Annotated in this window: 17 protein-coding genes and 1 tRNA gene; 8 read left to right on the top strand and 10 right to left on the bottom strand. The window is 42.9% G+C overall.

The features are described from left to right. Nucleotides 1-43: 43 nt before the first annotated feature. From IEE84_RS09390 to IEE84_RS09375, 4 genes are all read right to left on the bottom strand, one after another. Complete coding sequence (locus IEE84_RS09390) at nucleotides 44-586, bottom strand: PaaI family thioesterase (protein ID WP_228724806.1); 543 nt, start codon at nucleotides 584-586, stop codon at nucleotides 44-46. Between the two features lie 385 nt (nucleotides 587-971). Beyond that, on the bottom strand, nucleotides 972-1,424 hold the full coding sequence (locus IEE84_RS09385) for a winged helix-turn-helix transcriptional regulator (protein WP_191113975.1): 453 nt from the start codon (nucleotides 1,422-1,424) through the stop codon (nucleotides 972-974). A gap of 589 nt (nucleotides 1,425-2,013) precedes the next feature. Then, nucleotides 2,014-3,279: an HmuY family protein gene (locus tag IEE84_RS09380; protein WP_191113974.1), complete on the bottom strand. Its 1,266-nt coding sequence runs from the start codon at nucleotides 3,277-3,279 to the stop codon at nucleotides 2,014-2,016. A gap of 102 nt (nucleotides 3,280-3,381) precedes the next feature. Further along, complete coding sequence (locus tag IEE84_RS09375) at nucleotides 3,382-5,562, bottom strand: TonB-dependent receptor plug domain-containing protein (protein ID WP_191113973.1); 2,181 nt, start codon at nucleotides 5,560-5,562, stop codon at nucleotides 3,382-3,384. A 464-nt stretch (nucleotides 5,563-6,026) separates the two neighbouring features. Between IEE84_RS09375 and IEE84_RS09370 the strand changes: the two genes are divergently transcribed. The 5 genes from IEE84_RS09370 to IEE84_RS09350 all read left to right on the top strand — a co-directional run bounded on the left by IEE84_RS09370 (nucleotide 6,027) and on the right by IEE84_RS09350 (nucleotide 12,723). Then, nucleotides 6,027-7,160 carry a ChuX/HutX family heme-like substrate-binding protein gene (locus IEE84_RS09370; RefSeq protein ID WP_191113972.1) on the top strand — a complete coding sequence of 378 codons (1,134 nt, stop codon included), beginning with the start codon at nucleotides 6,027-6,029 and terminating at the stop codon, nucleotides 7,158-7,160. A 150-nt stretch (nucleotides 7,161-7,310) separates the two neighbouring features. After that, on the top strand, nucleotides 7,311-8,168 hold the full coding sequence (locus IEE84_RS09365; protein ID WP_224737738.1) for a heme/hemin ABC transporter substrate-binding protein: 858 nt from the start codon (nucleotides 7,311-7,313) through the stop codon (nucleotides 8,166-8,168). Between the two features lie 47 nt (nucleotides 8,169-8,215). Continuing rightward, a complete protein-coding gene (locus tag IEE84_RS09360; RefSeq protein WP_191113971.1) occupies nucleotides 8,216-9,202 on the top strand; it encodes a FecCD family ABC transporter permease in 987 nt (328 codons plus the stop codon). Between the two features lie 15 nt (nucleotides 9,203-9,217). Beyond that, nucleotides 9,218-10,060 (top strand): ABC transporter ATP-binding protein, encoded by an 843-nt coding sequence (locus IEE84_RS09355; protein WP_191113970.1) that lies wholly within the window; start codon nucleotides 9,218-9,220, stop codon nucleotides 10,058-10,060. 2,375 nt (nucleotides 10,061-12,435) lie between these two features. After that, entirely contained in the window at nucleotides 12,436-12,723 is a 288-nt protein-coding gene (locus IEE84_RS09350) for a hypothetical protein (RefSeq protein ID WP_191113969.1), read from the top strand. Between the two features lie 148 nt (nucleotides 12,724-12,871). Here the strand turns inward: IEE84_RS09350 and IEE84_RS09345 are convergent. After that, nucleotides 12,872-12,948: transfer RNA gene (locus IEE84_RS09345), tRNA-Val, on the bottom strand. Between the two features lie 311 nt (nucleotides 12,949-13,259). On the opposite strand from IEE84_RS09345, the gene IEE84_RS09340 reads away from it, so the two are divergent. Further along, on the top strand, nucleotides 13,260-14,237 hold the full coding sequence (locus IEE84_RS09340; RefSeq protein WP_191113968.1) for a glutathione S-transferase family protein: 978 nt from the start codon (nucleotides 13,260-13,262) through the stop codon (nucleotides 14,235-14,237). A gap of 88 nt (nucleotides 14,238-14,325) precedes the next feature. On the opposite strand, the gene hemB is transcribed toward IEE84_RS09340, so the two are convergent. The 5 genes from hemB to IEE84_RS09315 all read right to left on the bottom strand — a co-directional run bounded on the left by hemB (nucleotide 14,326) and on the right by IEE84_RS09315 (nucleotide 23,914). Next, complete coding sequence (gene hemB / locus IEE84_RS09335; RefSeq protein WP_191113967.1) at nucleotides 14,326-15,333, bottom strand: porphobilinogen synthase; 1,008 nt, start codon at nucleotides 15,331-15,333, stop codon at nucleotides 14,326-14,328. Between the two features lie 268 nt (nucleotides 15,334-15,601). Then, nucleotides 15,602-17,416 (bottom strand): efflux transporter outer membrane subunit, encoded by a 1,815-nt coding sequence (locus IEE84_RS09330; RefSeq protein WP_191113966.1) that lies wholly within the window; start codon nucleotides 17,414-17,416, stop codon nucleotides 15,602-15,604. Then, complete coding sequence (locus IEE84_RS09325) at nucleotides 17,413-20,643, bottom strand: efflux RND transporter permease subunit (protein WP_191113965.1); 3,231 nt, start codon at nucleotides 20,641-20,643, stop codon at nucleotides 17,413-17,415. The genes IEE84_RS09330 and IEE84_RS09325 overlap by 4 nt, the downstream gene beginning before the upstream one ends. A gap of 34 nt (nucleotides 20,644-20,677) precedes the next feature. After that, nucleotides 20,678-22,078 (bottom strand): efflux RND transporter periplasmic adaptor subunit, encoded by a 1,401-nt coding sequence (locus IEE84_RS09320; RefSeq protein WP_102091000.1) that lies wholly within the window; start codon nucleotides 22,076-22,078, stop codon nucleotides 20,678-20,680. An 810-nt stretch (nucleotides 22,079-22,888) separates the two neighbouring features. Beyond that, the gene (locus IEE84_RS09315) at nucleotides 22,889-23,914 is read right to left on the bottom strand and encodes a polyprenyl synthetase family protein (protein ID WP_191113964.1); all 1,026 of its coding nucleotides are present in this window, start codon (nucleotides 23,912-23,914) and stop codon (nucleotides 22,889-22,891) included. 569 nt (nucleotides 23,915-24,483) lie between these two features. Here IEE84_RS09315 and rplU point away from each other — a divergent pair. Both rplU and rpmA read left to right on the top strand, forming a co-directional pair. Beyond that, nucleotides 24,484-24,795, top strand: a complete 312-nt coding sequence (rplU, locus tag IEE84_RS09310) for a 50S ribosomal protein L21 (protein WP_057761012.1) — start codon at nucleotides 24,484-24,486, stop codon at nucleotides 24,793-24,795. A gap of 91 nt (nucleotides 24,796-24,886) precedes the next feature. Further along, on the top strand, nucleotides 24,887-25,144 hold the full coding sequence (gene rpmA / locus IEE84_RS09305; RefSeq protein WP_021813611.1) for a 50S ribosomal protein L27: 258 nt from the start codon (nucleotides 24,887-24,889) through the stop codon (nucleotides 25,142-25,144). The last annotated feature ends 81 nt before the right edge of the window (nucleotides 25,145-25,225 follow it).

The following is a 25,225-nucleotide window of genomic DNA, read 5'->3' as shown; positions in this document are numbered from 1 at the left end:
AATGATTAAGATCATTTTTAGTAAAAATCAGTCACTACTCTCACTACTGCATATCAAATATTAAACAAGTCGTGGTGGCATGAGCATACAATTTGCCATCAGCACCAACAATGCGACCTTCAGCCGTGGCGGTCTGTCTTCCGACATGGATGATGTTAGCTTCAGCACGCACCAATGGGATTGCTTTGGTTAAAGCACGGATCATGTTTACTTTGATCTCTAACGTGGTATAGCCTTTACCAGCTGGCAAGGTTGAGTGAATAGCGCAGGCAACAGCAGAGTCAAGAATGGTACAAAACCAACCACCATGTACGCTACCTAATGGGTTGTAATGTTGTTTACCTGGTCGACCCTGAAAGAGGGCATGACCGTCTTCTATACGGATAGGAATAAAATCAAGCGTCTCGCCAATCGGTGGTGACGGTAATTCTCCGGCAAACATGGCATCAAATAGCTCTTTACCACTCATACTGACCATTTTAGAAGGCGATGTGATCCCTGCAGGGCCTAATTTAGCACGCACTCGCAAATCGTCAGCTTCCCAAGTAGCCATCACATCCGCAGCATCCATCTTTGTAACATCCATTTTACAATCCTTTTTTATATGATTTATTTTTACGCTCAATCTTTTTAAGATTATTTTTATAGCAGCTTTAAAGTAACTTATTGAATAGTGGACTTGGATTGATCATCAAACCAGATCTGCTCAAGCTTATCGTGAGTCTATATATAACCTGTTCTCGTAATAATCTACCTAAATCAACAAACGTCAGTGTAAGTAAGGTAGCCTACTTTTACGCAAGTAAAGAGTAGTGGGTCATATATTATCTAGGAAGAAGATAATAATCTAAAAATAAAGTAGTTACTACTAAAAAGATAGTGACTATAAATTTTTTAGTACGATTAGGATACGTTCAGTAGTAATTATTGGTAAGAAGCATTTTGCTAACTCACTATAAATACCGAATAATCTATGAGTTTCGTTGCTGTATAGCACGTTTGCCAATTTCGATCCCAGTATTTTTATCAATGACGATAGGCTTAATCTCCACACCTGTTTCTGAATCTATAAAGACGGGTATCTGTACGCCTGCCTCACCCGGTTTATGAGCGTGGGCCCAGGTTGCTAGTATAGATAATACGGGTAATATGTCTTGCCCAGATTGAGTGAGTAGATATTCTTCGCGCGGTGGCAGCTCTGAGTAGCGTCTTTTTTCGAATAAGCCCTCATCTACCAATGTTGCCAAGCGTTTGGTTAACATCGAGGGGGAAATACCCAAACTACTGCGAAATTCATCGAAGCGAGTAAGCCCCATATGGGCATCACGTAAAATGAGCATGCACCAAGTATCGCCGTATACCGACAGACTACGGGCAATAGGACAGTTAGCAAAGCTGGGCTTATCTAAAGAAAATTTAGCCATAATAGTCACTATCAACTTTTAGTTTTTGGAGTTCTATTATACCTAAAAGCATTCTAATTTTAGGGAGTGTCTCAATGCATCTAAAGCTTGAAATTATCACTAAAGAGCCTTCTTTTTTCCCATAAGAAAAGTTATTATAAATAATTATTGAGCGCTAAAAATGCAAGAAAGTATTAAAAAATTTAGTAAAGGTAAATCACTCATGGCCAAGACAGCCGCAAAAATTTCGTTGTTACTTTTTTCAACCAGCGCCTCATTGTTAATTAGCCGTCTATTCCAGAATATCAATACTCCTATTATGCCAATTAAAGCTGCATAAGCAATTGACAGTCAGGCTAAGAACTCTAAATGGACGTCATCGTATGGTGATCCTAATGGTGTCGAATTAGTGAAGGAGAGCCGAAACTCTGAAGATATTCCAGAGGCAGTATAAATGGGTCCTGCTTTAATCTTAGCAGCTGTCTAATTTAATTGCCCTTCGTAAATTGTAATAGCTTGCGAAGGGCAGTTGAAGTGATGTATTTATTTGCTGAAATAATGGAGTATGTATAAGTTAAATTTAGCTGAGCGAAACTCAAAAGGTAGAAGGCTAAGGAGCAGGCTGAATGTCTATTGTAAATTCCCATGAGGTCGCAGTTGTTGCTGAGCTATCAGGATAGTTAATTTTATCCAGACGCATGCGTGCATAGCTGTTACCTTCAGCGGATCTAATGAGTGCACCTTGAGCACTGTCAATCGGTTTGGCGTTTAGCTGATGGGTCATGCCATTGTAGGTATACCAACCGAAATCTAGGTTCGGATAGTTGCCGGTATAAGCGGGGTTGAGATCCGAGCCTTTACTATCAATGACCCAATTTCTGGCACTCAGTGGTTTATCGTAGGTAGCAGTGTTAGTTAAATCAGCTAGTGTGGCATCACTACCATCAGTCGTAAACTTACTAGCGATTGGCTCGCCTTTATCATCATAATACCCTACTGGTGTTTTTGATAAGAAGCCACCAGCTTTTCCTTTATTAACGCCAATAGCAGAGTCGCCACCATTTAAAATAACACTGTTACGCTTAAAACCAATCTGCCAAGTGCTGTTTTTATCGCTGCTACTTTTTCCTGTGGTTAAATCAAAATAGACCCAGTTATCATTGTTTGAGGCATCGATATTTTTCGTCTGTACCTTATTCGGTAGCGCCGTATCAATCCAGCGCAGAGTAGGGTAGCCCGAGGTTCCAGCATTATTATAGTAGTTGGTAATCTGCAGAGCATAAATAGGCTGCTGTACGCTGCTGTCTGTCATGGCGCTGCTATTATCTGTGGTGACAAGGTAGACACGATTATTCGGATATAGCTGATGGTTGCCTTTTAAGTTGTACTCAAACCAAGGCTCTGCATCAAAAATACCGCCACTACGGTCTTCATTGTAGTGCATGGTAATATCACGACTGGTATCAGGATCTTGAGTTGCATTGCTATAACGGCTCAAATCTGACCAATCGATTAAACCAAAAACGCCGCCTTTACCATCGCCAGAATCACCGCTATTTGACCAAAGCTTGACCGAACGCGCTTGGTTATCAAACTTGATATCCCATTTATCTTCAGCACACGAGCTTTCAACTTTGGCATCAAAGTCATAACAGGTCGCAGTATTAGGCGCTAGATTGGTGACTTGCCAAGTGACCGTTTCGCTAAAGCTGGCACTGCTAGCAGGCGGGGTAGTGCCACCGTTACCGCTACTGTCATTACTTGTACCATCACCGCCGCCACCGCAGCCAGTCATGCTGAGTGCTAAAATGCTGCCACTAAACAGTAATGCCAATTTGGTCGGCTTGGTGTAAACTGCTGGGATAATTGGGGTCATATCAGCTTCCTTGAAGGTTGTGGTTTCAGATAGAGGGTACAAAATAAGGGTAAAAATAGCGGTACAAATACACTTGCTTTAGAATGATTGTGAATTAAAGGCTTACCAATGGTAGCTGGCGCCAAGTAACCACTCGCGATTATCAATGGGACGGTAGTCACTGGTATCGGTGACATCACGCTGCACATCAAAGATATTATTAATCGCTGCATACAAGCTCAAGTTTGAAGTTGCGTCATAATTGAGCTTGCTATCGAGTGTCCACCAAGACGGTGAATACGCTTGTTCGCTGGTACTAATCAGCTGTTTGGATTCATAATTGAGGCGCGGGATTAGCTGTAATTTGTCATTAAGCTGATAATCTAGTGCTAGCATCGCTTTGTAATTGGGCTTATAGGTCAGTTCGGTATCCGTCACATTGTTATGCGTTTTTAAATAAGCATAGCTGGCTTGCAGTTTGGCGCGCTCATCTACTTGCCAATCAATGCCAATATCGCCGCCATAGGTTTTGGCACTATCGACGTTCATATATTTATAAATGGCGATATTTCCCTCAAAGCTCGCATTGTCTTCATCGGTCTGAATTAGGTCATCTATCTCGTTATAAAAACCATTTAGCGTCAAATTCATGGTGTCGCTCAGCTGACCTTGATAGCCGATCTGGTAACTGGTTGAAGTTTCAGGCTGCAAGGCAGGATTGCCCATGACTTGATAACCCAAATTGCTGTGGTCGAAGACGTAGTAGCGTTCTTTTAGATTGGGCACACGATAACCACCGCCAATACTGCTACGAAAGACATGGTCGCGCCCGCTTGCATCTAAATGATTGTATTTGAGTGATACTTTTGGCACCGTATGACCACCAAAGTCTTCATCATTTTGATAGCGAATACCGCTCAACACTTCCCAGTTATCGCCGATCAGCCAATCATCTTGTAGATACAGCTCACCGACATCACGGCTGACGTCATCGCTGATAAGCTCGCTGACTTGGTTTTTCGTTTGGCTTAACTTGTCTTGCTGAACCTGACCGCCGACTTGGATAATATGAAGGTGCTTATCGGATAGCAATAGCTCAGGTAGGTCGAGCTGGGCTTGCGCCAACGTCGTACTAATCTCTGTATCACGGGCACTAATGATGGCTTGCTGTGTTTTAGTATTAGATTCGCTTTGATATTCCTCATGCAACGCTTGAGCGGACAATCGATAAGTCCTGCTGCGATCATCAACATACGGCGCGATATCAGCGCGCGCACCGACACTAAAGCGCTGCTTGCTGATGTGTTCATCTCTTTGCTGTGCCAAATAGCGGGGCGCGACATAATAATTAAAGCGACTGATATCGTCTTCTTTATAGTGGCTGGCTTCTAGCCAATATTGAGAGTTTTTGACCAATCGGTTATCGTTTCGGTCATTGTTATTACCTGATGTGTCGTTACCGTCAGGGCGGTAGCTGAAGCGGGCACTGACTTGTGATTGCTCGCTAGCATCTTTTAATCTCGGCCATGCTTCATGGTCTAAGCTTAAGCCATCATTGTCCAGATACGAGCCTGATAGACGCGCGTGAAAGCGCTGGTTTTTATCTAACGCCCCTTCCACGCTGGCTTCTACATAGCGCTTATTGGCATCTAGCTTTTTACCTGATGGGTTTTGCTGCCCATTGCTGGCAATCTCGGTGGTGATATGTCCTGTTGCTGCGCCAATGGGTTTGGTGATGATATTAATGACGCCGCCCATCGCCGCGCTACCAAACTGCGCTGATGCCGCTCCTTGCACCACCTCTATCTGTTCGATATCCATATTCATATATTGATTCAAGTTTACTGTCGAGCCAGTGCTTGCCGTAATAGGCAAACCGTCAATCAACACCAATACTTGATCACCTGTGAAGCCTTGCATGCTGACTTCGTAACCTGTCTTGCCGTGGACTTCACGTAAGTAGACATTAGGCAACAAGGCTAGCGCTTCTTTTAAAGTATGAGCATGGTTGTCATCGAGCTGCTGGCGGCTAAGTACTTGCAGGGCAACTGGCGAATCACTCAAGGCGCGCTCAGAGCGAGTCGCCGTTACCACGATAGGGTCTAAACGTGTGCTGGGCATGGCTGCATCGTTAGTCATATCACCATTCGTCTCTGCGAAAATTGGCGCTGCTTGGACTGAAACTGACGTAAATGTAAACAATGCTAATGCCACACTTATGGCTAATGGGCTACGATGCAGTAGTGAGGGATGGGTGTTTAGTCCCGTATGAGTCAACGATAAATCAAACGCTAAAATTGACATAAATAAGACAGCCATCGTAAAAAGAGAGAGTAAGAAAGTCGTGTTACTTAAAGACCTTTCTCTACAAAAAGAGCGATCTAAAGCGACCTTTTCATAGTGTTAATTGTTAAAGGTTTGGTTACTTGATTCACTAGATTTAGTAACAAAGCACAGACATAGTATTTCAAACGATAATAATTATCAAGATGTAAATGATAATTATTATTATTTACAAAGTGAAAAAATATTGCCATAATGATTTTGCCCGAAGCCTAAAGACAAAATTATAAATGATGAATTGGAAGCGATAATTGCTAAAAGTTTGCTTGACACTCTTGGTGCATCATTGCAAGCACTGTAGTACTGCAGGCATTGGTCTTATCAAACATCACAGTCGCTACTATTTTCTAAAGATATTCATATCTTAATACTACATAGCCAAGATCATTGGCTTTTTTACTGCTATTTATTTTATGGAGACCATCATGAGACAACCGTTATCGTTAACTAAAAAAAATACTGAGCTGTGGCAACAGTACCAAGCATTAAAAGCAAAAACACAGATGCTATTTCCCACAGAGGGAGCGGCTGCGCTAGGCATCAGCGAGTTTGAACTGATGTTAGCCTCGCCTTATAGCCAGTATATGGGTGATCAGTGTAAAGCTGTATTAAAGCAATTTGAAAACTTTGGTGAAATGGAAAGCATCGTCAGAAACGAGTTGGCAGTGCATGAAAAAACCGCGCTATATCACAATCTTAAGCTTGGTGAAAAGATGGGATTGGCACTCAATGTGGGTGGTCTAGATTTGCGATTCTTTATGTGGCAATGGCAGCATATGTTGGCGGTAACAGATACCAGCCGCGCTGATAAGCCCTCTTATAGTATTCAATTTTATAACGCTCAAGGTGCTGCTATCGACAAAGTGTATCTACGAGAGTTGAGTGATGAGAATATCAGCCGTTGGCAAGCGATGATTCAGGAGCAGCAGCAAACGGGGAATAGTGAGACGCTGACGTTAGAAGCACAAGAGCCGCTAAATGACTGGCGTTACAAGGTATTAAGTGAAGATACGCGCGCGAAGCTACAGCAAGGCTGGCAGGCGATGACGGATGTGCATCAGTTTCATTCATTATTAAAAAATCTCGATATAGATCGTGCTAGTAGCTACCGTCAAGCACCAGAGCAGATGACGCAGCAGCTTGATATTGGCGCGGTCGAAGCGGTATTTGAGCAAGCGCGTGATGCCAAATGTCCGATTATGATATTTGTCGGTAACAGTGGTCTGGTGCAGATTCAGACTGGCACCGTGCAGACGCTAAAGCGCATGGGCGATTGGTTTAATATTTTAGATAAAGACCATAATGACTTTACGCTGCATTTAAAAGACAAAGCATTGGCGCAAGTGTGGAGCGTTAAGCGCCCAACCAAAGACGGCATTGTGACTTGCATCGAAGGTTTTGATGATCATGGCGTCAGTATCTTTAGCGTGTTTGGTCAGCGAATTGAAGGCACGCCTGAGCTTGAAGCATGGCAGCAAATTGTCTCGACGGTCGTCGAAACGCATCCATATGCAGAAGCCTTAGCAGCAGTTGCAATGGCTGAAGAACAGAGCGTGTAAACCTGTCATAAAAAATCAGAAAATTTTGCGATATTGACACTCACATAACGGATAAGTCATAGCTGTTGTGTGAGTTATTTGGGATGCTTAATGCACGTTAATGGTTCTGTTAATAGTGTCATTTTTTACGTTAGAAAATTAGGAATGCTTATGTCTTCTGCATTATCAAAAACAGTAATAACTCACTCAGTGATAAATAAAAAATTGATGAGTCGTGCTATCAGCACTGCGGCTATTATTGGCGCATTTGCTGTGCCCTCACTTTCTGCCCAAGCTTATGATCGTATTGTCGCGATGAGCCCCGATGTTGCAGACGTCGTGGTGGCACTAGGAGCGACCGATAAATTGGTTGGTAAAGATGCGACCAATCATAATCCAGCGTTAAAGAGCGTGCCAGCCGTGGGTATGCACCGTAATATCACCGCCGAGTCAGTGTTGGCGGTCAAGCCAGACTTGGTACTCGGTAGTTATATGGTGCAGCCTGCGAGTATTTATCAGCGGCTAAAAGGCTTAAAGATTAAAGCCGTCAATGTAGCGCCTAAAGAAGAAGTAAACACCTTTGCCAATAGCATTAAATCCATCGGCAGTTACGTTGATAAAAAATCCGAAGGATCGGAGCTTGCGAAGCGTTGGAATGCAGGGATGAGTCCAATGGCAAAGACGGGTAAGCGTTATTTATTAAGTTACGATGGTCGTATCGTTGCAGGTAAGGGCACGGTAGGGGATGAGTTGATTCGCCGTGCTGGTGGAATTAACGCTGCAAACGTATCAGGGCTAAAACCTATGTCACGTGAAGGCTGGCTGGCAGCAAAGCCTGATGTGATTATTATTGCTGATCATAATCAGGCAATGGTTGGCGGGGTCAGTAAATTTAGTAAACGTCCAGAGATTGCAGCAAGTGCAGCAGGTAAGGAGGGCGGCGTACATTTTTGGCCAGCAGATGACTTTCTACGGTATGGCTTACATTCGCCTGAAGTCTTAAAGAAGCTGAACGCTGTATCAAAATAGTCTAAGTAAAAATACTTTATCTTATATTCAACGAAATGACATTTCACATGGCAAATATGATTTCTGCTTCTATCCCTACACAAACTGGAAAACACAAACATAGCATCTATTATATTGCCGCCACTGTCATATCTGTATTGCTAATTTGGTTGGCGCTTGGTATTGGCTTTGGCGAATGGTCAAGCCCTAGCCATCTTGGCGATACTATTTGGCAGCTACGCTATCCGCGCGTGGTTACGGCATTACTGGTTGGTATGGCGTTGTCAGTTAGTGGTGCAGCATTACAGGCTTTATTTGAGAATCCTTTAGCTGACCCAAGCTTAATCGGTACGTCAGGTGGCGCGGCGCTTGGTGTTGTTTTGGTACTGGCATTGGGATTTGGTGGCATTGGGATACCGCTTGCAGCGTTTATCGGGAGCGTATTGGTGTGCTTGTTTATTCTCGCTTGTCATCGGTTTTTAGGTGGCGGACAGATGGGCTTACTGATATTGGGATTTGTCATCAGTGCTTTTTGTGCCGCTGTGGTCAGCCTGATTTTATTCATGTCTGATGACATGGTGCTTCGATCCGCGACGAATTGGCTATCAGGTAGTATGGCGGAAGCGGGCTTTGTACCGCTGCGTTATTCGATTGTCTCTATGTTATTGGGGTTGGCAATTTTATTACCATTAGGTCGTCAGTTGGATGGGTTGATGTTAGGTGAGGCAGCTGCTAAATCCTTGGGGATCAAGGTAGGTCTGGTTCGTTGTTTGGTCGTGATTGCCTCGGCATTATTGACGGGGGCGGCGGTGTCTTTAGCAGGCGTCATTGGTTTTATTGGCATGATGGTGCCAAACCTGCTGGCTATTCTGTTTGGCGGCGGACGTATGCGTCTCATGATTTGGTCTGGCTGGCTTGGGGCGATATTATTACTCGTTATTGATGGCGCGGCGCGGCATGTCGCTTATCCAGTGGATGTTCCTGTTGGCATCGTTTTAGCGTTGCTTGGCGGTCCATTCTTTATTTGGCTGTTTGTGCGTAGTAGCCGCCGTTAATCGGAGAGAGTGTTTATGTTTCATTCATTTTTTACGGCTACATCAAAAACATCGTCTGCGAATCGTGACAGTAATATTAAGAGTACTGATGCAGTCGAGTTACTGTCGATGCAAGATATTCATATCTCGCATGGTCATAAAACATTGTTAAAGATAGAAAAGCTAAGAGTGCCAAGCCAAAAGCTGGTCGCCTTTATCGGACCAAATGGCGCGGGTAAAAGCACGTTACTGCACACGGTTTTGGGTCAACACACAGGAACCGCGCTCAAAACGGATGGTCAGATTACGATTTACGGTCAGCCTATCAACGAGGTCATGAATAATGGTCATATCGCTTGGGTTGGACAACATGAGCGTTTTGAGTTGCCGTTAACGGTATTGGATTATACGTTGTTAGGTGTCTCGCCAAATCTTGCATGGTACCAGCGCCCAAATAGCCATCATGTTGAGCGCGCGCAACATTTACTACAGGATTTTGAGTTATCAAGTTTGGTCAGTGCTCGCGTGCAAACCTTATCAGGGGGTGAAAAACAGCGCTTGGCTATCGTAAGGGCGCTAATGCAAGATACTAAAATCATGATGTTCGATGAGCCAACCAATCACCTCGATATCCGCCATCAGCGTTTTTTACTTCATTATTTGCAAAATTTGGTGCGACAGCAACGCAAAAGTATTTTGGTGGTCCTCCATGATTTGACCCATGCACATCGCTATACTGATGAGGTAGTATTGTTAAATGATGGACAAATTGTTGCACAAGGAACGCCTAGTGAGGTGATGACACGTCCACAATTAAGCGATGTTTATGATGTCGATATTAAGGTGCATCAGACTGAAGATGGCTTGGTTTTTGTGTAAACTCTCCAGTAAAACTATTCTTTTGTTTTTTATGAGAGTTTAAGAGACTGTTTTAACCTAAGAATAGGAAGCTTTAAAACTCAAGTATTTATACTATACGATTAATCACGTTTAAAACTTTTTTCTATTAAAATGAAAGCAGTTTTGACCGCTGCCGTCAAATTCGTAGAGATCAACTTGGGAAGTTATCACTTTGATAAACTCTGATTAACTAGAAATATAAGGGGATAAGCATGTTCTGTTTTCATAAGTAACTTGAAACAAATTTTTAAGATTTCTATGTGCTATGTTTTCTAGATTTTCACCAAGATAATATTCCATAAAATCTTCTAATATTTCTCCGATTCGTAGTTATGAGTCATCAATCCTAATTTATTATTTATTTTAGCCGTCTATATCAGAATAATTGTCATCCCTCTTCTAAAATATGAGTGTAATGGATAAAATTCATGCTATTTGAGAGACTTTGATAGTAGAAAGTCTTTAATAAACCTTAACTTACGTCTCTCATTTAACCCATGATGACTGTATAATTGTCGCTTTAACTCACTGAATAACCCTTCAAGAGAATTAGTGGTATTTGGTATATCTAAATGCTTGTGTTCTCGATAAGTGAATAGCCAGTCACTATTGGTTCTGATGCTACGATAAGCACTTCTAAGACGCTTAGCTATATGATTCATTCCTTATAAGCGCTGTTAGTTTCATGACTCACTATCGCGTAAGAGAGAACGGTTCTAGTGGTGTTGTCCATAAAGACCATTAAACCAAACTTGCGACCAAAGTAGGTGGTGTCCATGATGATATTAGCAGTCTTAGGTCGCTTAATCTGATACTGGATACTGACTTTGTCTAGTCGTCTTTGGATAGTTTTAACACTACAATGGTATTTATCCGCCAGTTGTTGGTAGGTCTGTTTACCTTGAGTATATTCTGTCCAGAAGGTTTGATTATTAAGTCTTGTACCACCTAAAAACTGCCGTTTGTAAACTAGATATTGGTACTGCTGTTTGCCTAGTTTGCGCCCATTCTGCTTGGTGTGTTTTTCACGACAAAAAGGGCAGTTTTTTGATTCATGGCGTTGATTCCTTGCAAATACAGACAGTATATAGCGTTAGACCCTATGCCAGCATGGAAAATGTCCATTATACCAAAATATGCAGCCTCAACATTAAGCTTAGGTGAAAAGGGTGTTCTTTGATATGTTTAGATATAAGTTACTGAAAATAATAGATATTTTATAATAATTGCTTGCAATTATTTTAGATATTAGTAGATTGAATAATACAAGATTTCAACAAGCATGTTTGGATTTTAGTATTTATGAAAAAGATCTATCTAAACGATTTAAGGCAAAAAGAGCTAAGTGTTCATAAAGCTAATATTGGCTACTATAAAATATTTAATCACCTTATTTTGCCTTACATGTTAAAGAGCGATATTGAATTTTGGACTCGAATTCAGTGTTCGCAAGTGTCTCAAGTGGAAAAGCAAGGTAGTAGAGGATATTTATTCTACGACAATTTTTTTATTCTGAATTATCGTCTCACTACTGATATACAAGATATCAGTATCTATGAATCCGAATTAAATTTTAGCGTCAGCAAAAAGTTAACTGACTCTCAAATTAAGTATTACGCTCTTAATGAGATAGTATTTTTTATCATCAGGTATAGAGGTGTATTAAATTTAGTTAACTGTTATCAGCAATTAAAGAGGCAGCTGTCTGAGGATGATTGTATGAGGTTGTTTAACAGTGTGAAATTAACGAAAAAGGTATTTGTCAACTTAATTTGACTCTCAGAAGCTGGTTACTACAATTCGCGCAAAAAAACTCCTTTAAAGAAGTCGTACGATGGATGAAGTTGAAATCGATTTTGCATTACAGCAATTGCTACCGCACGATATTTCGTACGAAAACATAGATGAGTTCAGAGTAGTTAGATGTGTCTTTTATCATTACCACTCGAACACTCATTAGTGCTTAAATTTCAACGCTTTAGTTTCTACTCTTCCAAATTATGATAGGCCCAGAAGAAATCATAAGAGAGCAGATATTCACTCATTATTGGCCCTGATCAAACACAATTTTGAAGATTTAGCTGACTCTAATATTAACTATGAGCTGATTAGAGTGTGGCTAGGGTTTGCCATTTATCTTAGTGTGTTATCACACATTCATCTAAACCCTGTACAAGCCAAGAGCATATTAAAGAAATTTAAACTATATGGATATACCCAAACAGCCGACTATCAATGGGTTTGGGCTCATGAATTTTTTCAAACTATATTACCACTCTCAAGACCAGAGTTTGACTCGCAATATTTACAACCCTTGATAGACGAGCTTAATGAGCGTGCTGAAGTATTAGCGAATGCACGCTGAGAACAAAACGATACTAATAACTATACCCATACCTGTCAACGTACAGCCTCATTTTTATGGGTTTTTCAATACTAACAACGTCTCTGATCCTATTGATAATAATCCAACAGAATTGATATCTTTTTGTGAAAAGCCATCTCTTTCTGAGGAAGGTGTTTCTGTTGAAGAGTTGGTAAATGCTTATAATTCAGATTATTTTTTCAGCTATCCACAGCCTGATTTCTCTAAACGTATCGCACCACTTCATAACTATGATGAATCGGTACAGCAAACCTAAATTGCAGCGCATGATTTTGAGCTTGCTACTAATGTTCGCTATCTTTCAAAAATGAGCTGTCAGGCAGTGTTTAATCATTTAGTAACCTACAGCCCATATTTCACGGACAAAAAAAAGCCCCAATCTTAAGATTGGGGCTTTTCGAATCTGGTAGGCGTAATCGGATTCGAACCAACGACCTCTACCATGTCAAGGTAGCGCTCTAACCAACTGAGCTATACGCCTATTTAGGTTGAGCATTTTAGCAAGTTTCCCAGACTTTGCAAGTCTTTTTTAGCATAAACCTCTTTTATTATCATAATATCTGCTATTCAGGCTTATATTAGTTATTTAGATATATTTTTGTGTATATTTACTAAATATTTAATTTAGCATGTTTAGTTTTTATTGTTAATAAACGAGATGACGCTAATGATTAAACCCTTATAACTGATATGATATCTCTCTAAACAACGTAATCGTCATGATAATAATGACTTCAAGTCAGTCATGCTGACTAAGCGTTAAACAAATATTAAAAACAGTTGGAGAATAACATGGGTCTCTTGGTAGACGGGCAGTGGCAAGACAAGTGGTATGAGACAAAAGAGAGTGGCGGCCGCTTTCAGCGTGAAGATGCTGGTTTTAGAAACTGGGTAACGGTAGATGGTAGCGCAGGGCCCACAGGTATTGAGGGCTTTAAAGCCGAACCTGACCGCTATCATCTATACGTGTCGCTAGCCTGTCCTTGGGCACACCGTACCCTTATCTATCGCAAGCTTAAAGGCTTAGAAGACATCATTCCGCTATCTGTAGTACATCCGTATATGGGTGAGTATGGTTGGACGTTTGCAGAAGGTGCAGGCGTCGTTGCTGATCCAGTTATCAATGCAGACTATGCCTATGAGCTGTATACCAAGGCCAAGCCAGACTATACAGGCCGTGTCACCGTACCTATCTTGTGGGATAAAAGAACAAACACAATCGTGAGTAATGAGTCATCTGAAATCATTCGCATGTTTAACTCTGCCTTTGATGAGGTTGGTGCGCTAGCAGGTGATTTTGTGCCAGCAGAGTTATTGCAAGAAATTGATGATATCAATACCTTTGTCTATTCAACTATCAACAATGGCGTGTATAAAACAGGATTCTCTACCACACAAGAGGCCTATGAAGAGGCTGTAATTGAGCTATTTGCGGCATTAGATACACTTGAGACGCGCTTAGCACATCAGCGTTATCTGACAGGGAGCACTATAACTGAAGCCGATTGGCGACTGTTTACGACTTTAGTTCGTTTTGATGCTGTCTATGTTGGGCATTTTAAATGCAATCTGCGTCGTATCGTTGACTATCCAAACCTTTGGGAATATCTGCGTGACTTATATCAGGTACCTGGTATCGCAGAGACGGTAAATATGAATCATATCAAGCAGCATTATTACACCAGTCATGCCAATATTAATCCCACGCGTATTGTCCCTGCTGGCCCAGTGATTGATTTTAATGAGCCACATGACCGTGCACGTCTATAGTTTTATTCATCAAAAAATATTCAAAAAAAGCCCCAGCTACTAATAGGTAACTGGGGTTTTTACATTATAAAAGTTAGTGTAATTACTATTAGGCATTGTTTAGCTGACGAGCCGCTTCTAGAGCAAAGTAGGTCAAAATGCCATCAGCACCAGCACGGCGGAAACCAATCAGCGACTCTAAAATCACTGCATCACTTAACCATCCGTTCTGAATGGCTGCCATATGCATGGCATATTCGCCAGATACTTGATACGCAAAGGTTGGTACGCCAAAGGTATCTTTGACTTCACGAATCAAATCAAGATAAGGCTGACCTGGTTTGATCATGACCATATCTGCGCCTTCGTTGATATCCATAGCCACTTCATGTAACGCCTCAGCACGGTTACCAAAGTCCATCTGATACTGTTTCTTATGGCCACCTTTTAGGTTGCCAGCACTGCCGACGGCATCACGGAATGGGCCGTAGTAAGCAGAAGCATATTTGGCTGAGTAAGCCATAATAGCCGTATTCACAAAACCTTCTGCTTCAAACGCATCACGCATGGCCTTGATACGGCCGTCCATCATGTCACTAGGAGAGATGATATCTGCACCGGCACGCGCATGTACCAGCGCTTGCTTGACCAGTACTTCGATAGTTGCATCATTGATGACGTAACCGCTGTCATCAAGCAGACCATCTTGACCATGTGAGGTATAAGGGTCTAATGCTACATCAGTCATGACGACCATCTCTGGCACAGCATCTTTGACCGCTTTTATCGTACGTGCAGTCAGGGCGTTTTCGTCATAAGCGGCTCTGCCGTCTGGTGTTTTCAAAGCGTTATCGATCACAGGAAAAAGGTCGATGGTTGTGACACCTTCTGCTAACAATTCTTTGGCATAGTTGATTAGCAAATCAATCGATAAGCGTTCAACGCCCGGCATACTAGCGATGGTTTCGCGCTGGTTTTCGCCTTCTAAGACAAAGACAGGGGCAATAAAGTGTTTAGGGTGCAGCTCTACTTCACGAATCATTGAACGTACATTGTCGTTGTAGCGCAGACGACGTAAGCGAGTAGCAGGATACTGACGGTTAAAGGTATAGCTCATAATAATTCCTTATGATTGTTTTAATAGTTATCATGTTACATGGTTAAAATAATATCGCTATAAGCGGTATTTTATAGAATCAGCTTATCAAAATCTGTGTTTTATAAGTGGCTGTATATAAAGAGAGCTTGTATAAAGTGAGCCTACTATAACCAAAAGACGTCAATAAAAGCAAAAAGCCCCACCACGTTAAGTCGGTAGGGCTGATAGTACGTATCGACTGTCAATGTGATGATAGAGCTGCGTCATCAGATTAAGGCTGGGTCATTTAAGGCTCAAAAATCTGGGTCACAGGAACTTGTTCAACACTATTGTTATTAAAGCGAGTCTCTTCAGTGACCACGCCGACAGCGGCATCCTTCTTACCATCATCATTAACATCGACGATAGCAGTCGGTTTGAAAGTAGTCGTTTCTACCGCTTGCGACTGCTTAATAGCGACAGCTTCTTGTGGCGTAGTCACACGCGCTGAACCAGCTGCTTTAATGGCATTTGTCGCTTTGGTTTTTGCACTAGTAGCAGTTCCAGTGACAATCTGCGCCAAGTTGGTGTGCTGCGGTACAGGGATGACAGACGGTACATCAAGGTTCGCACCGCCACCAAGCGCTTGGTACAGCTCGATCTGGCTAACGATTTTCTGTAGCTCTAAATCTAGGATACCTTGCTGAGTAGAGAACAGTGAACGCTGCGCGTCAAGTACGTCCAGATAGTTCGAGATACCGGCTTTAAAGCGCGCATCTGCTATCTGATATGTCTGCTCAAAATTATCTTGCAGACGATACTGCGCCTCTAACTGCTCACCAAGAGTTGCACGCGTGGCAAGTACATCTGACACTTCACGGAATGCCGTTTGAATAGAGCTCTCATAACTAGCAAGCGTTTGCTCACGTTCGATTTGAGCCACATCATAGTTGGCATCTAGACGGCCTGCATCAAAGATAGGGACGCTAATGCTAGGTCCAAATGACCAGCCAACGGCACCATTTTTAAACAAGTCATTTAAGCTGCCGCTACTGACGCCCACACTACTGGTCAAGCTAATAGATGGGAAGTAAGAGGCACGCGCCACTTCGATATTCGCACCAGCAGCTTTCAGGTTGTATTCTGCTTGTAGCACGTCAGGACGATAACGTAGTAATTCACTTGGTAGACCAGCATTAAATATCTGCTGGCTGGTGATATTACTGACAGCAGGTGTTGGGATAAGCTCGTTTGGAATCGCGCCACCAACTAAGTACTGCAATGCATTGCGTGATTGAAGAACGCTGGTCTGGGCACGTAATACCGCAAGCTTGGCATTCTCTAATGAGGCAGAAGACTGTAGTGAAGGTAGCTTAGGATCGATACCTGCTTCAAAACGTTTATCCGCGATAAAGAGCGAGCGTTCACGACTCTCGACTGTAGCTTCAGCCAGCTTTAACTGCGCTAAGCTGTAGCTTAGATTGGCGTAGCTTTGGGCAATATTACTAATCAAGCTGATTTGGGTCGCATCTTTGGCTGCTGTGGTCGCCAAGAAATTCTGCAATGCTTGATCTTTTAAGCTTGAGATTTTACCCCAAAAGTCGAGCTCATAATTGGCAAGACCCAAGTTGACACTGTAGCTACTACTCGCATTTCGATCAGTACGATTCTGTGCTGAGCGAGTATAACCAGCACTGCCGTTGATAGCGGGCAAGTCATTAATATCGGTAATCTGATATTGGGCCCGTGCTTTTTCAATGGCTAGGCGCGCACTCTCAAAGTCTTTGTTATTTTCAAGACCGAGAGCAATCAGACCTTTTAGGCGCTCATCGCTATAAAAATTCTGCCAGCGTTGACTGGCAATGCTTGCTTGGTCAGCACTACTAACAGTCTCTTTATCAAATGCACCGTAAGATTGCTGTATAGGAATATTTGGCTCTGCTAGCACAGGACGCATATCCGCTTTTGGAATGGTGTTACAAGCGGCCATGCTGATTGCCAATGCAGTCAGCCCTAACAGACGGCCACTATTTTTGCGCAAACGAGATAGTGCTGGCTGCGCATCGACAGCTGTAATAGCTACCGATGACGAGTTAGTGATAGATGTTTTTTGAGCACTCATTGTGTATTGTCTCCAAGACTTGCAGGCTGATAACTCTCAGAAGGTGTTGGGTTATGCGAGTTAGGCGTACCATTGCCACCATCTTTATCATTGGGTGTGTTGTTCTCATATTTATGCGGGAACGCACTACGTACCCAGATATAGAACATTGGGATAAAGAAGATACCTAAGAGGGTTGCTGTGATTACCCCACCAACAACACTAGTACCAATAGCGTTTTGACTGCCTGAACCTGGCCCATTCGCCAAGAATAATGGCACAACACCCAGACCAAAGGCAAGCGAGGTCATGATAATCGGACGCAAACGTTGGCGTGCTGCGGTCATGACGGCCTCTCTGAGACTGTAACCTTCCTCTTGGTGTTCTTTTGCAAACTCGATAATCAAAATGGCGTTTTTGGCGGATAGACCAACGACAGTCAGTAGACCAACTTGCAGGTAGATATCATTGGCAAAACCACGTAGCCAGGTAAATATCACTGCACCCAATACCCCAAGTGGAATCACTAGTAGCACAGAGAAGGGGATAGACCAGCTCTCATACAAAGCTGCCAAACATAAGAAGACAACTAGGATTGAAAGCGCATAAAGCATTGGCGCCTGAGCCCCTGATTTTTGCTCTTCCAATGACATGCCTGTCCACTCATAACTGATACCCTCAGGTAGCTTGTCTATCATCGCTTCCATTGAGCTCATTGCTTCACCAGTACTTAGTCCTGTTGCGGCGCTACCTTGGATGTTCATTGACGGTAGGCTGTTGTAACGAGTAAGACGCGGTGAGCCTGACTGCCACTCACTACTAGAGAAGGCATCGAACGAAATCATATCGTTCATGTCGTTTCTTACATACCATTTGCCAATATCATCAGGGTTGGTACGACTGCTGGCTTCACCTTGTACATAGACGCGTTTGATACGGCCACGATCGATGAAGTCATTAACGTAGCTTGAGCCCCACGCTGTCGAGATGACACTGTTGATATTGCTTAGTGACAGGCCATAAGCCGCCGCTTGTTCTTGATTGATATTTACTTTAAGTTGTGGCGAATCTTCTTGACCGTTAGGACGGACGCCAGCCACTTGATCGTTCTGTGCGGCCATACCTAAGAGCATGTTTCTGGCTTCAAGTAGCCCATCATGTCCGAGGTTGCCACTGTCCTGAATCATTAAGTCAAAACCACTGGCATTACCAAGCTCGGTAATCGCTGGTGGTACGATGGCAAATACTTGTGCTTCGTTTAGCTGAGTAAAGAAATACCCCATCGCTCGACCGGCGACAGCTTGAGCGGTGTTTTCATCGCCAGAACGCTCCTCCCAATCTGATAGGCGTACAAACGCCAGACCCATGTTTTGGCCTTGACCAGCAAAACTAAAGCCTGCAACGGTAAAGACAGAGGCAATGTTGTCAGTCTCTTGGGTATCGTAATAGTTTCTGACTTTATCCAATACGTCTTGCGTCTCATCCAGCGTCGACCCAGCAGGAAGCTGAACCAAGGTAAACATAATACCTTGATCTTCTTCTGGTAAAAACGAGCCTGGAATACGTAAGAACACGACCGCCATAATACCGATGATGGCTGCATAACCAATCATGTATAACCATTTAAAACGAATACTTTTGCCTACAAAGTTTTCGTACGAACGGCTAAGTTTGAAGAAGCCGCGGTTGAACCAACCAAAGAAGCCTTTTTGCTTTTCGGTACTGCCTTTTTCATGACTTTTGCCACGTTTCAGCAATGTCACACATAGGGCAGGGGTAAATACAAGCGCGACCATGGCAGAGAGCACCATGCTGGTAATCAGCGTGATAGAGAACTGACGATAAATCACACCTGTTGAGCCACCAAAGAAGGCCATTGGTACGAATACGGCGGACAAGATAAGCGCAATACCAATAACGATTTTACTGATTTCACCCATCGACTGGATAGTTGCATCTTTGATAGAGATGTGAGGATCTTCTTCTAGTATTCGCTCGACGTTCTCTACGACGACGATCGCATCATCGACCAACAGACCGATGGACAATACCATGGCAAACATGGTCAAGACGTTGATACTAAAGCCTGCAATATACAACACTGCAAAGGTACCCAAGAGTACGACAGGTACGGCAAGGGTCGGGATAATGGTGGCACGCCAGTTCTGTAAGAAAATGAACATAACGATAAATACCAACACAATCGCTTCAATGAGGGTCATAACGACTTGTTCGATAGACAAGCGTACAAATGGTGTGGTGTCATAAGGAACGACTGAGGCTAGACCAATTGGGAAGTTTTTTTCCAGCTCAGCCATACGTGCGCCGACGGCTTCACGAGTCTCAAGGGCGTTTGCGCCACCAGCGAGTGAAATACCTAAACCGGCTGCTTCTTGACCATTGTAGAGAGAGACAACGCTATAGTTCTCACTACCGATTTCAACATCTGCTACATCACCCAAGCGCACTTGTGCACCAGAAGTATCCGTTTTTAGTAGAATGTTTTTAAATTCTTCAGGCGTTTGTAGATAACTTTGTACAGTAACAGTGGCGTTGATAACTTGTTTGTCTGTGTCGGCAGGTGCTTGACCCAATTGACCAGCAGATACCTGAGCATTCTGTGCTCGTATCGCATTGACGACATCTGAAGGTATCATGTTGTAGCTACGTAGGCGTGATGGGTCTAACCAAACACGCATCGCATAAGTAGAACCAAAGACCTGAACTTCACCCACACCCTCTACACGACTGATCGAATCGACGACATTAGAGTTAATATAATCGGCAATATCTGCCCGATCCATGGTGCCATCTTCAGAAATAAATGCTTGCACCATCAAAAAGCTGCTAGACGATTTATTGACGTTGACACCTTGACGCTGAACAGACTCAGGCAAGGAGCTCATCGCTGCTTGCAGTTTGTTCTGTACTTGTACTTGAGCTGTGTCAGGATCTGTGCCGTTTTCAAAGGTAAGCGTCACTGAAGCACTACCATTTGACGAGCTCGATGACGACATATACATCAGACCATCGAGGCCTTTCATACGCTGCTCAATGATCTGTACGACTGAGTTTTCTACGGTTTGCGCATTAGCACCAGGATAGCTTGCACTGACCGAAATAGTCGGCGGTGCAATACGTGGATATTGTTCAATCGGTAGATTGATAACGGATATTACCCCGATGAGCATGACCAAAACAGCCAGCACCCATGCAAAAATAGGGCGATTAATAAAAAAACGTGACATAGTATATCCCTAAGTCTTCCTGTCTTGAATGGAATTAGTTGGCAGCGGCTTCTGTTGGTTTTTTGGTAGAAGTCTCATCGCCAGCTGGCTTTTTATCCATCGTTTTTGCGGCTTGCTGCGGCGTTTTGGTATTAGGCGCACTTTGTGCAGCTGGTGCTGGATTTGCACTTTCTAATGGTTTAGCGACCACTTCTTGGTCAGGCTTGACCTTAGCACCACCAATCACAACCACTTTGTCACCTGCTTTCAAGCCTTCAGTAACGACCCATTGTCCATCGTAAGTACCATTAATGGTGACCGGACGTACTTGGATTTTATTATTTTCGTCAACGATATAGACTTGCGTCTCACTCTTCGGCGTACGAGTGACTGCACTTTGCGGGACAAGGGCTGCGTTGGTAATAACACTCTGTGTCAAACGTGCCGTGACATACATACCTGGTAGCAGGATGTTATTGCTGTTTGGGAAAATAGCACGCAAGGTGACAGCGCCTGTTGACTCGTCAACTTTGGCTTCAGACAGTGCAAGCTTACCGCGTACTGGATAGACAGAACCATCTTCTAGTACCAATTCAACTGAGTTCATACCTGGCTGAGCAGTACCATCTGCTATCTGCTGACGAAGCTTTAGCAACTCAGAAGAAGACTGGCTGATATCAACGTAGATAGGGTCTAAGCGTGAAATAGTTACCAATGGATCTGCTTGACCAGCACTGACTAGAGTACCAGCAGTGACGCTAGAGCGATCAGTACGGCCAGTAAGCGGTGCGCGTACGATTGTACGGTTTAGATCTAAGGTACTGGCTTCTAAACCTGCTTTTGCGGTCTGAATGCCTGCTTTTGCGCTCTCAATACCTGCTTGAGTTTGACCGACAGCGGCGGCGGCACTTTGTACAGCTGCTTGTGCCGTACGTACGGCTGTTTGTGCTTGATCGTACTGCTGCTTTGAGATGGCATCAATACTGACCAGACCTTGCAGACGTTGTAAGTCGTTTTGTGCTTGTGCTAATGACGCTTGACGGCTGACTAGCTCAGCTTTTGCATTGGCATTGTTTGCCACAGCAGTCTGATAGTTAGCTTGTGACTGCTGTACGGCGGCTTGGCCACTCGTTACAGATGAGGCATAGTTGTCGGTGTTGATACGATACAGTGGCTGACCTTTTTTGACGTTGCTTCCTTCACGGAATAGTACTTCGTCAATCACACCGTTGACCTGGGGGCGGACGTCGGCAGTTTGATAAGCTGCAGTACGACCAGAAAAAGTTTGTACTTGAGGGACGGTATCGAGAGTGACTGTCTGAACGTTGACAACCGCAGGCGGCATTTGCTGCTGTGCAGCTTGCTCACCAGCGGCGTCCTCGTTGTTGTCACAGCCAACCAGTACAGCTCCAGATAGTACAGATGCTATTACAAGCGCAAGATAAGAGTGCTTCATCAATGTCCTCGGCAATATATATAAATAGTGACAGTATAAAAATCGATCAATAAGTTTGGCGTACTGAATACAAGGGTCTTGCTAATGCTAAATGAAAAGAGTAAATAGCCTAAGCTAGCATTATTTATTCCAATTTCAGATTATTCCGTTAGTGAAATATGACTAATAGAAAATCTGACATCGATATGGATTAAGTATCGAAAGAATTATTTAGCATTAATTGTTTAAGCAAACCACAGAATGGATTAATAAATTTAATGAGTCATTATAAACTATTGGGGTAACCCCACAGTCAAGTAGTTTGCGATATGAGCTGGACCGAAAAGCAGTAATATTACAGTTTACGAATTAATAGATTACCGTCATAGTAAGCGTCGTCTCTATTAACAGCTAATAGAACCATGCACAACCTAGTATCAAAATATATTGTAAACTTTTGTTATAAATCTAAAACCCTATAGTAACTAAGGCTTTTAAACGATAGAAAATCGACTTTGTCAACAAAATGACAATTTTAGCAACCCCTAATTACAGTCATAAAAAATAACTATCAGTATGTCTCTACTAAGCATTGTCAAACTTTAACCGACTGCCAAAAAGCCTTATACGATTATAGTACTGCAAGGATGTATGAAACTTAAAGAAAGGTAACGATTTGGCTGACATGCTAGTTTTTAAGAGGGTAGTTTCCAATTTACGGGCTTTTTATTTATCAATTGCTAAAGAAATTTGCTAAAAAGCCATGCTAAAAAATTCTGTCAAAAAAAGAGTCGTCTTAATTAGTTAATAACATAGACGACTCGGCTTTAATTATACTAATCGGGCGCTAGCGAGTTCAGTCAATTGATATAAGCCTGTACGATAACGGTTGTCTGGTAGCGTGCTCAGTGCATCTTGCGCCAGTTTGGTTTCTTCCAATGCGCGCTGCTTACAATAAGCCAATGAGCCAGAACTACGTACCAACTCAATCAGCTGCTCAGCATTTGGTGTCTTACCTGTCTGTACGGCGATACGTAACTGCTCATAGCCTTCAGTGTCGCTGTCTTTGAGTAGCTCGAGTGCTTTGATAGTCGGTAGGGTAGGTTTGCCTTCGGCAAGGTCGTCGCCTAGGTTTTTGCCCATTACGTCGCTATCGCCACTATAGTCGAGCACATCATCGATAATTTGGAAAGCATTACCAAAGTGCTGTCCGAAATCACCCAATGCCGTCATATATTCTGTCTTATCTTGCAAGATAGCAGCACCTTGGGTCGCCATCATGAACAGGCGTGAAGTTTTGCCATCGATAATGCGTAAGTAATCTTCTTCTGTCGCGGCAGGGTTATGCTGGTGCTGTAGCTGCAACACTTCGCCTTCGGCAATGTCACAAGTCCCATCAGAGAACACTTGCAACAGTGGCAGGCTCTGAAAACCAACCAAGAGATTAAAGGCACGAGCAATCAGATAGTCACCGACCAATACGGCAGTGGCATTGTCCCATGTAGCGTTTGCCGTCGGCTTACCACGGCGCTGTCCTGATTCGTCGATCACATCGTCATGGACTAGAGTAGCGGTATGTAGCATTTCCGTGATAGCTGCTAGGTGCATGGCCTTTTCTGAAGGATTGTCATCGAACATACGGGCACACAATAGCGTAATCAGCGGGCGCATACGCTTACCACCAGCATTGATCACATGCTGAGAGACGCTCATAACGAGCTGTACTTTTGAGTTGAGACTACCAAATACTTGCTTGTCCATCACCTCAAAATCATTGGCTACAATACTTTGAATATCAGCATAGCTAGGGGTTGATTGCGGAATGGAATCGGTGTTACTTAAAGAGGTAATAGTCATAATAAATAGTCATATTAATAAGAGTAAAGAGAGTTTTTATAACCTTGACTTTATCTATCTATAGGTAAGGTATTATTTCGCTTATGATAGCATAGCTATCTGCTTAAATTGTTGGTTAAAGTATATAGCACAAGTAGGTCAAGCATATGATATACAGGGCTTACTATGCCTATTGAATAGAATAAAAACGATAAGAAATGTCTTATGTTTTACAGATATATACTCTAGCGCGTTTTAAGCTTATTGGTCACATAAATGATTCATAAAAGGCTGTAAGTAACTGATTGCATAAGTTATAATGGCCGCTGTTGGGCTTAATCTATCACTTATCCTTACTATTTCTCATGTTTATATTCGTATTGTCGTTTATCGACTTTCCTTGATGAGCAGCCGTTATAGCAAAACGAGAGATGGTCATTAGTGTAACCACCTTGCAAAAACAAGAGGCGCGGCTTGCTTTTATGAGCAAAAAGCCGTAAAATCTTGCCTTTAATTTTTCCCTGTCGTGTTCGTCGTAAAAGCGTTGGTATAACATCAGCCACGGCACACGGGTTAAACGGAGTCATACAATGTACGCAGTAATCAAAACTGGTGGTAAACAACACCGTGTAGTCGTCGATGAGTTGCTTAAAGTTGAACTACTAAAAGCAGAAAAAGGCGAAACAATCAAATTTGAAGACGTGTTGATGGTTGTTGACGGCGATAACGTCAAAATCGGTCAGCCTGTTGTTGACGGCGCTAGCGTAGAAGTTGAAGTTGTTGAGCATGGTCGCGGCGAAAAAATCCGTATCATCAAGCACAACCGTCGTAAGCATTATCACAAAGAACAAGGTCACCGCCAATGGTACACCTTGTTAAAAATCAAAGCGATTAATGCCTAATTATCCATTTAGCAATTATTGCTAAATAGCGCACTAAATGCTTAAGAGTTATCGCATCAGCGATAAGTCAAATTAACAAGGAGATTTTCTCATGGCACATAAAAAAGCTGCCGGTTCGAGCCGTAACGGTCGTGATTCAAACCCAAAAATGCTAGGCGTAAAAATCTTTGGTGGCCAAGCTATCACAGCTGGTAACATCATCGTTCGTCAACGTGGTACAGAATTCCACGCAGGCGAAGGCGTTGGCATGGGTCGTGACCATACTTTATTTGCACTGAATGACGGTGTTGTAAAGTTTGCGACCAAAGGTAAATTTAACCGTCGTTATGTTACGGTTGAAAACGCATAATTATCTATTTAGATCGTTTTGTTCTTTGGATAGAATGATCAGATAATTAAAAAAGCCCTTACTGCCTTATGGTAGTAGGGG

Source organism: Psychrobacter sp. 28M-43 (assembly GCF_014770435.1).
Lineage (GTDB): Bacteria > Pseudomonadota > Gammaproteobacteria > Pseudomonadales > Moraxellaceae > Psychrobacter.
Note: the sequence above shows the minus strand (reverse complement) of the source record. Positions and strands in the feature narration are given on the sequence as shown.

Excerpts from the sequence above, each read along its gene's own strand:
- hemB (WP_191113967.1), bottom strand. The coding sequence starts at position 15,333 with ATGAGCTATACCTTTAACCGTCAGTATCCTGCTACTCGCTTACGTCGT.
- IEE84_RS09320 (WP_102091000.1), bottom strand. The coding sequence starts at position 22,078 with ATGAAGCACTCTTATCTTGCGCTTGTAATAGCATCTGTACTATCTGGA.
- IEE84_RS09340 (WP_191113968.1), top strand. The coding sequence starts at position 13,260 with ATGGGTCTCTTGGTAGACGGGCAGTGGCAAGACAAGTGGTATGAGACA.
- IEE84_RS09370 (WP_191113972.1), top strand. The coding sequence starts at position 6,027 with ATGAGACAACCGTTATCGTTAACTAAAAAAAATACTGAGCTGTGGCAA.
- IEE84_RS09380 (WP_191113974.1), bottom strand. The coding sequence starts at position 3,279 with ATGACCCCAATTATCCCAGCAGTTTACACCAAGCCGACCAAATTGGCA.
- IEE84_RS09355 (WP_191113970.1), top strand. The coding sequence starts at position 9,218 with ATGTTTCATTCATTTTTTACGGCTACATCAAAAACATCGTCTGCGAAT.
- IEE84_RS09315 (WP_191113964.1), bottom strand. The coding sequence starts at position 23,914 with ATGACTATTACCTCTTTAAGTAACACCGATTCCATTCCGCAATCAACC.
- IEE84_RS09360 (WP_191113971.1), top strand. The coding sequence starts at position 8,216 with ATGGCAAATATGATTTCTGCTTCTATCCCTACACAAACTGGAAAACAC.
- rplU (WP_057761012.1), top strand. The coding sequence starts at position 24,484 with ATGTACGCAGTAATCAAAACTGGTGGTAAACAACACCGTGTAGTCGTC.
- IEE84_RS09350 (WP_191113969.1), top strand. The coding sequence starts at position 12,436 with ATGCACGCTGAGAACAAAACGATACTAATAACTATACCCATACCTGTC.
- IEE84_RS09385 (WP_191113975.1), bottom strand. The coding sequence starts at position 1,424 with ATGGCTAAATTTTCTTTAGATAAGCCCAGCTTTGCTAACTGTCCTATT.
- IEE84_RS09325 (WP_191113965.1), bottom strand. The coding sequence starts at position 20,643 with ATGTCACGTTTTTTTATTAATCGCCCTATTTTTGCATGGGTGCTGGCT.
- IEE84_RS09330 (WP_191113966.1), bottom strand. The coding sequence starts at position 17,416 with ATGAGTGCTCAAAAAACATCTATCACTAACTCGTCATCGGTAGCTATT.
- IEE84_RS09390 (WP_228724806.1), bottom strand. The coding sequence starts at position 586 with ATGGATGTTACAAAGATGGATGCTGCGGATGTGATGGCTACTTGGGAA.
- IEE84_RS09375 (WP_191113973.1), bottom strand. The coding sequence starts at position 5,562 with ATGTCAATTTTAGCGTTTGATTTATCGTTGACTCATACGGGACTAAAC.
- rpmA (WP_021813611.1), top strand. The coding sequence starts at position 24,887 with ATGGCACATAAAAAAGCTGCCGGTTCGAGCCGTAACGGTCGTGATTCA.
- IEE84_RS09365 (WP_224737738.1), top strand. The coding sequence starts at position 7,311 with ATGTCTTCTGCATTATCAAAAACAGTAATAACTCACTCAGTGATAAAT.